An 11,534-nucleotide genomic window follows, 5' to 3' on the forward strand; every position below is an offset into this window, starting at 1 on the left:
AGGCATCCCTGCGATAGTTTGCGTTATCGGGCATTTAGTTGGGTCTATAAATGGAGGCCTGCGCGCTGGCCGCTTGCAGCGTGCGATTGCAGGTTTTGCGCCGCTAAAAATAGGGCACTCTTGGTGGCCTGCAATGACGCATTGCATCGCTCGACAGCGGCCGAAGAGAAATGCAACTGGCGGTAGCACGGCGCGAGACGCGGCTCCTTTCCCAAGCGCTGCAATGGTCGCCGAAATGCGGCGTGCGACAACCGTCGTCGTTGGATCGTTGAACGGGCAACGCCAATTAAGAAGATTGTTGCAGCAGTATCCCGACGCTGCAGGCTGAGATCTTGAGAGACCATCAGGTAGCAATGAAGCGCGTTTTGATCACTGGGACGGCCGGATTTATCGGTTTCCATCTAGCTAGGCTCCTCCTTGCAGAGGGCTTCGTAGTCCATGGCATAGATGCCATGACCGACTATTACGACGTGAACCTCAAGCGACGACGGCACCAAATGCTTCTCCAGTCGCAGGGCTTCACTGCAACCGAGTGCTGGCTAGAGGATGCTGATCGCCTGGCTGAGGTGGCTCGTGAATTCAAACCTGACGTGATTGTTCACCTCGCGGCGCAAGCAGGCGTGCGCTACTCGCTCGAAAATCCGCGCGCCTATCTCGAGAGCAATATCGTGGGCACGTTCAACATCCTCGAGATAGCGAGGGAGCTCGACGTCGAGCATCTCCTGATGGCGTCCACTTCCTCGGTCTACGGCGCCAACGAACACATGCCATTTCGCGAAACCGACAAGTGCGACACGCCGCTGACTTTCTACGCGGCAACCAAGAAGGCAAACGAAAGCATGGCGCACAGCTATTCCCATCTGTGGGGGCTGCCGACCACCATGTTTCGCTTCTTTACTGTCTACGGTCCATGGGGCAGGCCGGACCTTGCCCTGTTCAAGTTCGTCGATGCCATGCTCGAAAGCAGGCCTATCGATATCTACAACCACGGCGACATGTATCGCGACTTCACCTACGTTGAGGATCTGGTGCGAGGTATCAGGTTGCTGATCGACGCAGTACCCGCCCGGGTGAAGAGCCCCGATGAGATCGAAGAGTGGGACAGTCTCTCGCCCGTAGCGCCCTATCGTATCGTCAATATCGGCAACTCCGAGAAAGTCCGGCTTCTCGACTTTGTTGATGCCATCGAAGGTGAACTGGGGCTCAAGGCAAAGCGCAACTACATGGAAATGCAGAAAGGCGATGTGCCGGCCACCTGGGCGGATGCGACGCTTCTGAAGAAACTCACTGGCTATCAACCCCAAACTGACGTGCGCGACGGGATTGCCAAGTTCGTGGCTTGGTTTCGCGATTATCATGCAAAATAGGCCAAAGGTTAGTTTCGCAACAGAATGCGCGAGGGTGCGAACTTCGCGATATATTGTAGCTAAGATAGACAACTGGTGATGGTTGAATGAAAATCGCAATGGTGGGATCGGGCTATGTCGGCCTTGTCTCAGGCGCCTGCTTTGCCGATTTCGGGCATGACGTGGTGTGCATCGACAAGGACCAGTCGAAGATCGACCGGCTGCATGCGGGTGTGATGCCGATTTACGAGCCCGGGCTCGATGCGCTGGTCGAAAGCAATGTGAAGGCCGGCCGGCTCAGCTTCACCACCGACCTTGCCGAAGGGATCAGGGGCGCCGCGGCAATCTTCATCGCGGTCGGCACACCCAGTCGGCGCGGCGACGGCCATGCCGACCTGTCGTTCGTCTATGCTGTGGCCGGGGAAATCGGCGCCAGCCTCGCCAACGATGCCGTGGTAGTCACCAAGTCGACTGTGCCTGTCGGCACCGGCGACGAGGTCGAGCGGATCATTGGCGCCAGCGGCACGCCCCACCGGGTTTCGGTGGTCTCGAACCCCGAGTTCTTGCGCGAAGGCGCCGCGATCGGCGACTTCAAGCGCCCGGATCGGATCGTGATCGGCGCAGAGGACGATTTCGGTCGCGACGTGATGCGTGAGGTTTATCGCCCGCTGTTCCTCAACGAGAGCCCGATCCTCTTCACCGGGCGCCGCTCGAGCGAGCTGATCAAATATGCTGCCAATGCGTTCCTCGCGACCAAGATCACGTTTATCAACGAGATGGCCGATCTGTGTGAGAAGGTCGGGGCGGACGTGCAGGATGTCAGTCGCGGCATCGGCATGGATGGCCGGATCGGCTCCAAGTTTCTGCACGCCGGGCCAGGATATGGCGGCTCGTGCTTCCCCAAGGACACGCTGGCGCTGCTCAAGACCGCCGAAGATTATGACAGTCCGGTGCGGATCGTCGAAGCGGTGGTCAAGGTCAACGAAAGCCGCAAGCGGGCGATGGGCCGCAAGGTGATCGATGCGCTGGGCGGGGCCAAGGCCGCTCGCGGCAAGCGGGTTGCGCTCTTGGGCCTGACCTTCAAGCCCAATACCGATGACATGCGCGATTCCCCGTCGATCGCGATCGCGCAGACGCTCAGCGATGCCGGGGTGAGCATCGCCGCCTACGATCCCGAAGGGATGGAGCAGGCCAGGCCGCTGATGCCCGAAGTGGCGATATGCGACAGCCCCTATGCCGCGATCGAAGGCGCCGACGCCATCGTCATCGTGACCGAATGGGACGCCTTCCGCGCACTCGACCTCGACCGCGTCAAGACGCTCGCCAAGACCCCGCTGCTGGTCGACCTCAGAAACATCTACAAACCCGACGATGTGCGCGGCAAGGGTTTCACCTACGAAAGTATCGGACGGGTTTAGGCCAGAGCGCCCCGGCGCGGTGAAATTCGGAATAAGCAAAGTGACCTTGGCAGACCTTGCCGGGACCTCGGGGTGCTCGAGATTTCAGATCAATATCTAACGACACTCGCCGGATTGCACATAGCGAAGGCGTCAGTAATTAAGAAGACCAAGCATGTCACAGAAGTTTACAGTTCTAATAATATTTGGCACCCGGCCGGAGGCCATCAAGATGGCGCCCGTCGTGAAAGCATTGCGGGCAGAGGCATCCATCGATGCGCGTGTCTGTGTCACAGCCCAGCATCGTGAAATGCTCGATCAGGTCTTGAGCCTGTTTGAAATCGTGCCGGATTATGATCTCGATCTAATGAAGCCGGGCCAAGGTCTATTTGAGATCACTAACGGAGTGCTGGCAGGATTGAAGGGTGTATTGTCAGACGCGGCACCTGATCTGGTGCTCGTGCATGGAGATACCAGCACTACGCTCGCCGCCTCGTTGGCTGCTTATTATGAGCGCATTCCTGTCGGACATGTCGAGGCGGGGCTGCGGACCGGAAATATCTATTCGCCTTGGCCTGAGGAGATCAATCGAAAGGTTGCCGGTGCGATCAGCCGGCTGCACTTTACACCGACAGTAAAGTCCAAACAGAACCTGCTCTTGGAGAACACTCCAGGGGACCATATCATCGTCACGGGAAACACCGTGATCGACGCATTGCTTGAGGTGGTCGAGATTCTTGAGGCCAACGAAGATTTAAGTAGAAAGTTTGACGAAGCCTTCGGTATCGACACGTCACAAAAATTGGTGCTGGTAACCGGCCATCGGCGTGAAAGTTTTGGGGACGGATTTCAACGGATTTGCGATGCGCTGGAGCATTTGGCTGAGCGTGATGGCATGCGGATCATCTATCCGGTTCATTTGAATCCAAATGTCAAAGGACCGATTGAAGAGCGTTTGGGCTCGCTCGAGCGGGTCACGTTAATCCCGCCACAGGATTATCTGCCGTTCGTTCATCTGATGCGCCGAGCCGACGTCATTCTGACGGATTCCGGCGGCGTACAAGAGGAAGCGCCCTCGCTGGGCAAGCCCGTCCTGGTTATGCGGGACACGACCGAAAGGCCCGAGGCAGTTGATGCAGGAACGGTAATGCTCGTTGGGACTGACGCCGAACTGATTGTGCAAGAGGTATTTCGTCTTCTTGATGATCGTGAGGCTTATCTAGCCATGTCTCGGGCCCATAATCCTTACGGAGATGGTCTGGCCTCTGGCCGTATTCGTGACGCGATCCTCGAATTTTTCAGCTCCAAATAATCGAAGGTAATACAGAAATGCAGTTCGAAAAGATCTCGGTCATTGGATTGGGATATATTGGCTTGCCGACGGCTGCCATGTTCGCATCACGAAAGATTCAGGTAGTGGGGGTGGATGTGAACGAAGTCGCGGTAGAGACTATCAACCGTGGCCAAATCCACATTGTCGAGCCGGACCTTGATATGGTGGTGCATGCCGCGGTGAACGAAGGCTATTTACGCGCTACGACCACCCCTGAGCCAGCCGATGCGTTTCTGATTGCTGTGCCGACGCCGTTCAAGGGTGAGAACCATGAGCCAGACCTGTCATATATCGAGGCGGCCTCGAAAGCGATTGCGCCATTTCTTGAAAAGGGAAATCTGGTAGTATTGGAATCGACGTCTCCAGTGGGGGCGACCGAGGCAATGGCTGATTGGCTCGCTGCCGCGAGGCCGGACCTCAGCTTTCCGCAAAATGCTGGCGAGGACTCAGATGTTCGCATCGCCCATTGCCCGGAGCGCGTGCTTCCGGGCAAAATTATGCAGGAACTTGTCTCAAATGACCGCGTGATAGGTGGGGTGACTCCACGCTGCTCTCAGATTGCGGCAGCACTTTATGGGACCTTTGTAACCGGAGAATGTGTCGTTGCATCGAGCCCACGCGTCGCGGAGATGGCGAAGCTCACAGAAAACAGTTTTCGCGATGTGAACATTGCATTTGCGAATGAGCTGTCAATGATCTGTGACAAACTGGACATTGATGTTTGGGAACTACTTTCGCTGGCAAACAGACACCCCCGCGTAAATATCCTTCGGCCGGGGCCAGGTGTCGGCGGGCATTGTATAGCTGTCGATCCATGGTTCATCGTCTCATCGGCGCCTGATCAAACGAAATTGATCCGAATTGCGCGAGAGGTGAATGACAAGAAGCCTCAATATGTCATCGATAAGATCGTAGAGGCAGCAAGAAAGATTCCGAGGCCCCAAATTGTTTGCTTGGGGTTGAGCTACAAGGCCGACGTGGATGACCTGCGCGAAAGTCCCGCCGTCGGGATCGTTAAACAGTTGGTTGATCTAGAGATCGGCGAAATCATTGTTGTGGAGCCATTCATTGAGGAAATCCCGATCGATTTGGCCAAGCAAGGCATCATTCTAGGCAATCTGGAAAGCGCGATAGCAGAGGCGAATATCATCGTTCTTCTCGTCGATCACGCTCCCTTTCTGCGCATTGACCGTTCAGCATTAGAGGGAAAGACGCTCATCGATACAAGAGGCGCCTGGTGACCGCTTCCGCCAATCTGCTCCGAATGGAAGGCTTCGCGTAATGTGCGGGATCGCCGGGGTCTACGCCCCCGACGTGTCTCCAGGACATCTGGATGGTGCCATTAATCGTATGATTGAAGCACAGCGTCATCGTGGGCCCGACTCCTTTGGAAAGTTTATCGACCCTGCGCTGTCCTGTGGCCTCGGCCATGATCGCCTGAGCATACTTGATCTAAGCGCGGCTGGCCATCAACCCATGTCCAACGAAGGCGAACTACAGGTTATTTGCTATAATGGAGAAGTCTATAACTTCGACACTTTGCGAGCGGAGTTGGAGCAATCCCGTTCGTTTTTAAGTCATACAGACACCGAGGTAATTCTCGCAGCATATGAACGCTGGGGCACTCGCGCCTTTGAACGCCTCAACGGAATGTTCGCATTCGCCATCCTTGACCGCACTCGCCGTAAGCTCATTCTTGTACGCGATCGCCTTGGCATCAAGCCGCTATTCTATACGGAATCGAACGGAAATTTCATCTTTGGCTCCGAGATCAAAACTATTTTGGCGAGCGGACTGGTGGGCGCGGAACCCAATTTTGGGGCAATGAGTGAATTCATTTACTTTGGGAATACGCTGGGGACTCGTACACTCTATTCTAATATTCGCCAGTTGCTGCCCGGGCATTGGATATCCCTTGATCTCGCGTCGGGGGAACTTGCAAGACCGGTCCCATATTGGACCGTAGCAGGCCTGCCGAAGTGGGAAGAGCCGATCGATGAAGGTTCGATCGTTGAAAAGACCAAAGATCTACTGGACAAAGCGGTTCAACGGCAACTGCACAGCGACGTGCCCGTCGGTGCCTTTTTAAGCGGTGGGGTCGACTCTTCGGCAATTGTGGCGCTAGCGAGCCGGCATTACGCTGGAAAGTTACGTACCTATACGGTCGGCTTTGACTATATCGGATCGCGTAACGAACTTCCGTTGGCGGCTAGGGTTGCCCGTCATTTCAATACAGACCATCATGAATTGCATGTTGCCGGAGACAAAATCGAAGAGACGATAGAGCGATTAGCGATTGCTCATGATCAACCTTTTGCCGATGCCGCCAATCTCCCGCTGTTCCAGCTCTGCGAAGTGCTTGGCGGAGAGACCAAGGTCATTTTGCAGGGCGACGGCGGCGATGAGCTCTTCGGTGGCTACAGGCGCTACGGATATCTTGGCTTGCCGCGTGTTGGCAGACCGTTGGCCACTCTAGCGGATTGGGCCTTGGGCGCATTGAGCGGTCATTATGGCAGGCGGGGATTCGGAGCGCATCGCTTTTTTCACGCCCTAGCACAAAATGATCCTGCCGAGCGGATGGCCCTATTGCTCAGTGTCGAGGGACCACTCAGCCCACCTCACCGTGTTTTCAGTCCCGGACTTCGGCATATCATTGAGGCTCAGGATCCATTCGAACGGTATCGAGAAGTTGCCGAGGCCCTGCCGCGCCTAGATGACCTACAGCTGATGTTGCACACTGATCTACAGATACTTCTTCCCGACATCTTCCTTCAAAAGGTCGACAGATCCACTATGGCGATGAGCACAGAAGTGCGAGTGCCGTTCTTGGACTTTGACCTTGTCGATTATGTTGCCACGGTTCCGGCTCGAACGAAGATAGGCCTGAAATGCCGCAAGAAGCTGCTACGCAAAGTTCTTAAGGGGATCGTGCCGCAGGAGGTGCTGGATGCGCCCAAGTCAGGTTTTGGGGTGCCCATAAGAGATTGGCTGGCAGGACCACTACGCTCCTTTGCCGAAAGTCGTATCTTAGCGCATGCTGGACCAGTTGGGTGGTTTGATGGTGCAGTCGTAAGAAATCTCTTTAACGAGCACTCCACAGGACGACGGGACCATTCGCAGATTTTGTGGAAAGCACTGCAATTGGCTCTTTGGCGTGAGAATAGCAGATTCGAGATGGTTGCGCCCTGATCCCTATGACAGCGACCGTACGAGATAGCCCGCGCGGCCTGCTGGCGGCTATGTCGCTCAATGTTCTGGGTTCTATTCTGACCGCCATTGCCGCGGTTGGTGCGACTGCTCTTATGGCGCGTAACATGCCGGTTGCGGATTTTGGACGCGTTCTGCTCTTGCTGACTGCTGTAAACGCTTTTGCCATTTTTGAAGGCGTTCGTCCGGTTGTGATCCACCGCGTGGCGGTGGGGCGCGAGTCTCCGCATAAGTTGTTCCGGGCGGCCGCCCAGATTAACGCCGGCATGGTCGGCGCGACGCTCTTATGCCTGCTGATTGCGTACCTCGCCGGCGCTGGGTCAGACCTGCCGCCGCTGTCCGACTTCTTTCTGGCAGCAACGGCCGTCGCATTCTTTGTTATGATGCAATATTGGATGTTTCTCGACGCGGAGCAGGACACCGTCTTCACCGGTCTATCTCGGGCGTGCGGGTGGACGCTGCTTTATCTTACGTTCGGGATCCTTTCCGAGTTACAGGCGGATATTCTGTGGTACATCCTGTCCTTGTTTTTGATGCATATCCTGCTGATCTTGGCTTTGCGTATCCGCTTTGAGAAGCGCGGGTTGGTCACAAAATATCGGTCACTGGGGAGCGATGATCCTATTGAACCGCTGCTAAAAGCGGCGATCAACAACATCGTTTTCAATGTCAGTGCGGTCACCATAAATGTCGCCGATCGCGCAATCGTTGGCATCGTTATGGGAGCAAGGTCGGCAGGTTTCTACTCAGGCCCGAGCGAATTGGCGTTGCGCGCGAATGGTTTGGTTAGGGCGGGAGTGCAGGTGATCCTGCCGTGGGCTGCGCGGCTATCGGCCCGAGACCAGGATCGCTATTGGTCGTTCGGCGCTGCGGCCAGCCTCGTTTTTGTTGGTAGCGGTTGTGCCATCCTACTACTCGTGCGGGACTGGGCAACCGCGCTTTTCCTGGGGCCAGCTTTCCGTATGATGGGCGATTTGCTTGGCCTGTTCGGTCTGGGCATCGTCGCCTCAACGCTCGGCTACGTTTGCGTCGTCCATTTAAATGCGCGCGGCGACTTCAGGACGCAGCGACAACTCTACATTGGGGGCGCAATCGTTTTGCTAGCAGGGGGTATAGTGGGTGCATTATCCGGTAATTTGACCTATGTCGCCATTGCCTATCTTACGGCCCGGAGCGTCGACTTGGTTCTTCTACTTCTGATTTTGAAACGTCTTCCGACCTCAATACAGCGCTGGTTTATAGCGATCGGAGCAGTTGTCTTTCTAGCCCTTGTTGCTGGTTGGAATGGATGGGCCTGGTCGGCGGCAGCGCTACTTGCAGCCACCTGGGCCTTGGGTTGGGGTTTTTGGCGGGCGGTGCGAGTTTAAAAATGTCCCTTACGGCACGCTATTACGTAATCGGGGTCTCAATATTCATAGGCACTCTGATTTTCGGTTTATTGGAATTGACCCCAGCGCTTCATTTTTTTCTTGGCGTATTTTCAATTTGGTATCTGGGGAAAGCGTGCTCGGTCAAAGACGGATCGAACAGTGTTATTGTTCTTTATCTAATTTTTTCCGGCCTATATGTCTTTGCAGCTTATTCCGAGGTGGCCTTTTTGGGGAACAGGCTAAATTTTGATACGACGCTGATGGCAAATCTAGCCAATATGGGATTGCTATTCCTGGTTGCCGTCACTTCCGGTTATCTCGTTTGTCGGAAAAATACATCAATGAGTGGCCGCGTCCACCATGTCAGTGGCGAGATGGTCAGTGCTGCAATTTATACATGTGTAGTGCTTTTCGTCACCTCTACGCTTCTTACGATCTCGCTTTATGGCACAGAGGTGGGGGCTATTAGCCGAGGCGAACTATATTCCAACTACAGTTCGACGTTGACACTCCTTCGTGGAATTCTTGCTATTGGATTCGGCGTCGCAGCGGCCCTTCTCGTGAGTCATGAAAAGCGCATCGGTCAAGGGCGTCGTGGCCACCGCACGCTCCTGTTCGCAACACTGAGTGCCTATATAATCATCGACCTGCTTATCCTAGGGGATCGACGGCTCCCGCTAATGGCGATACTGGGCGTTGCTGTAGTGATGCTCCCAAAGAGCTTTACATGGAAGCAAATTTGCGCCGCCATTATTATTGCTTTTGCACTGTTCATTTACGGCTTTGTTCGAAACACGCCGCCAAGCCAGTGGCTCGATACAATTACCAGTGGCGATATCCTGCTGGTATTCAGCCCAGCGTCCACCGAGTTTGGCGGACTAGCAACAATTGGGCAGGCAATCGGTAACTTCGACTATCCGCTCTCCGGGTTCCCGACGTATTTGGATGGTGTGCCCCAGCTTTTTCCGCAGGCATTAATCGATGACAGACCGCTCAGTCCTACGGAATGGTTCGTGCAAAACTACTATCCAGAATTGGCGGCAATTGGCGCCAGCTTTGCCTTCAACCAGGTCATTGAGGCACGCTTGAATTTAGGGTTACTCGGCGTCGCTTTCGTTGGAGTGATAACAGGGATTGGAATCTCGCTGCTGTCGCGCTTGCGCTATTGCGGCGCAGCGATTGGTGCTCCGTTGTGCCTACAGGTCTTCTGCTTCTCGATGCGTATGGATTTGGTGTCGATCCTTCGTACCAGTATTATCGCGGGCTTGGGAGCAGCTCTCGTTCTAATGGTGGCGACATTGGCACGGCGCGGTACTTGAAAACTTTGGATCGGGATAAATTTAATGATCAATGCCATTCAGGTTTATCGTGTTGGGCGATGGGCATTTGAACATCGCATTCCCATTATACCTCGCCTGTTGGACTATGTCAGTCGCCTCCTCTTTTCGTGTTGGATACCGCACAGAGCACGCATCGGCCGAAATGTGATCGTCGGCTACGGAGGATTGTCTATCGTAATCCACGACGAAGCGATTATTGGCGAAGGCACCGAGATCGATCAGGGTGTTACTATTGGAGGGAATGCACGTGGGGAAGGCGTGGCAAAGATTGGCAATCACGTCTATATTGGCGCCGGCGCTAAGATCTTAGGTCCCATCACGATCGGCGACGGCGCGGTGATCGGGGCCAATGCCGTTGTCACGCGAGACGTCCCCCCCAGCTGCGTTGCAGTCGGCGTTCCTGCAAGAATTGTTCGCACCAATATTAACGCGTCTGACTATCTCTACCATCGCGCAAACCATTGATGACCAAGGCCGGCGGTAGCATGCAGAAGCCGTGTGATGAGCTTCGCGTTGTCATGGTGGGCCCAATGCCCCCACCGTTGGGCGGCACTACCGTTTCGTTCGAGGCACTATGCGGCTTCTTGGGTTCGCGATCATGCAACTGTATTGTAATCGATACCGTTCGGCGCCGTAACGGAAAAGTCCTGACGGCGCTGGGCACACTCTGGCATCTGTTCAGAGTCTTGCGAAGCAGCGATGTTGTTGCCGTGCACTTCAGTGATCAGGCGGCTGTAACTATTGCTCCGATCATGTGGATCATATGCCGCGTCGTAGGTAAGCCGTTTGTGTTTCGTCAGTTCGGAGGTGAGTTCCATCGGACTTTCGCCGCTCTTCCGCGATGGCGACAATTGATTGTTACTAGGACAATCCTACGAAGCGATGCAGTTTTTTTGCAAACTAAAGAAATGATGAGGGCATTCTCTTCTTTCTCCAATAATCTGCATTGGTTCCCTACCGCTCGGCGCAATTACGGCGCCAACTACCGTGGAGGGTTCGCAAATGGTGAGTATTCAAAGCTGCGCTGTCTATTCCTTGGACATGTCAGCAAGGCGAAAGGCATAATGGTCGCAGCCCAGGCAGCCAATACAATCCCGAACATCGTCCTCGACGTTTATGGGCCACTTATCGATGTGGATACGGAGGACTTCGTCAACGAAAGTGTTGAGTATCGAGGCATTGTCGAGCCAAACGAAGTTCACGAAATTTTTGCAGCATACGATGTGTTGTTGTTCCCAACTTCGCATCCCGGCGAGGGATATTCGGGCACCTTGGTGGAGGCAGCAATGGCGGGCCTGCCGATTATTGCTTCCCGATGGCAGAGTCTGCCAGAGATGTTCGCTGACGATGAAGCGATCTTTATCGATGCCGTATGTGTAGATCAATTGGTCGCAGCATTGCGTGCCATCATCGATCGTCCCGAAGACTTACATGCTCGCTCGCATCGCTTGGTCGAAAGGTCGAAGATTTTCGATGCAGACCGTGTCTTTGGCGATTTTCTGGCAGCATGCCGTAAACTTACGTTGAACAAAAGAACCTAA

At 54.7% G+C, this 11,534-nt stretch carries 11 protein-coding genes; 9 read left to right on the plus strand and 2 right to left on the minus strand.

Features of this window, described 5'->3' with window-relative positions:
- Positions 1-44: 44 nt before the first annotated feature.
- On the minus strand, positions 45-401 hold the full coding sequence (locus tag G6N82_RS08980) for a hypothetical protein (RefSeq protein ID WP_165192548.1): 357 nt from the start codon (positions 399-401) through the stop codon (positions 45-47).
- Here G6N82_RS08980 and G6N82_RS08985 point away from each other — a divergent pair.
- The 8 genes from G6N82_RS08985 to G6N82_RS15180 all read left to right on the plus strand — a co-directional run bounded on the left by G6N82_RS08985 (position 354) and on the right by G6N82_RS15180 (position 10,458).
- On the plus strand, positions 354-1,367 hold the full coding sequence (locus G6N82_RS08985; RefSeq protein WP_165195729.1) for an NAD-dependent epimerase/dehydratase family protein: 1,014 nt from the start codon (positions 354-356) through the stop codon (positions 1,365-1,367). The genes G6N82_RS08980 and G6N82_RS08985 overlap by 48 nt on opposite strands.
- Positions 1,368-1,453: 86 nt before the next feature.
- The gene (locus tag G6N82_RS08990; protein ID WP_165195731.1) at positions 1,454-2,764 is read left to right on the plus strand and encodes a UDP-glucose/GDP-mannose dehydrogenase family protein; all 1,311 of its coding nucleotides are present in this window, start codon (positions 1,454-1,456) and stop codon (positions 2,762-2,764) included.
- Positions 2,765-2,918: 154 nt separating this feature from the next.
- Complete coding sequence (wecB, locus tag G6N82_RS08995) at positions 2,919-4,055, plus strand: UDP-N-acetylglucosamine 2-epimerase (non-hydrolyzing) (RefSeq protein WP_165195733.1); 1,137 nt, start codon at positions 2,919-2,921, stop codon at positions 4,053-4,055.
- A gap of 17 nt (positions 4,056-4,072) precedes the next feature.
- On the plus strand, positions 4,073-5,317 hold the full coding sequence (gene wecC, locus G6N82_RS09000) for a UDP-N-acetyl-D-mannosamine dehydrogenase (protein WP_165195735.1): 1,245 nt from the start codon (positions 4,073-4,075) through the stop codon (positions 5,315-5,317).
- Positions 5,318-5,357: 40 nt separating this feature from the next.
- Entirely contained in the window at positions 5,358-7,265 is a 1,908-nt protein-coding gene (gene asnB, locus G6N82_RS09005) for an asparagine synthase (glutamine-hydrolyzing) (protein WP_165195737.1), read from the plus strand.
- 50 nt (positions 7,266-7,315) lie between these two features.
- A complete protein-coding gene (locus G6N82_RS09010) occupies positions 7,316-8,650 on the plus strand; it encodes a hypothetical protein (RefSeq protein WP_206520146.1) in 1,335 nt (444 codons plus the stop codon).
- A 2-nt stretch (positions 8,651-8,652) separates the two neighbouring features.
- Positions 8,653-9,972 (plus strand): hypothetical protein, encoded by a 1,320-nt coding sequence (locus G6N82_RS09015; RefSeq protein WP_165195741.1) that lies wholly within the window; start codon positions 8,653-8,655, stop codon positions 9,970-9,972.
- A 24-nt stretch (positions 9,973-9,996) separates the two neighbouring features.
- On the plus strand, positions 9,997-10,458 hold the full coding sequence (locus tag G6N82_RS15180) for a serine O-acetyltransferase (protein ID WP_165195743.1): 462 nt from the start codon (positions 9,997-9,999) through the stop codon (positions 10,456-10,458).
- A gap of 131 nt (positions 10,459-10,589) precedes the next feature.
- On the opposite strand, the gene G6N82_RS09025 is transcribed toward G6N82_RS15180, so the two are convergent.
- Positions 10,590-10,811, minus strand: a complete 222-nt coding sequence (locus G6N82_RS09025; RefSeq protein WP_165195745.1) for a hypothetical protein — start codon at positions 10,809-10,811, stop codon at positions 10,590-10,592.
- A 75-nt stretch (positions 10,812-10,886) separates the two neighbouring features.
- On the opposite strand from G6N82_RS09025, the gene G6N82_RS09030 reads away from it, so the two are divergent.
- Entirely contained in the window at positions 10,887-11,534 is a 648-nt protein-coding gene (locus G6N82_RS09030; RefSeq protein ID WP_165195747.1) for a glycosyltransferase family 4 protein, read from the plus strand.

Origin of the sequence: Altererythrobacter sp. BO-6, assembly GCF_011047315.1 — a bacterium.
GTDB lineage: Bacteria > Pseudomonadota > Alphaproteobacteria > Sphingomonadales > Sphingomonadaceae > Erythrobacter.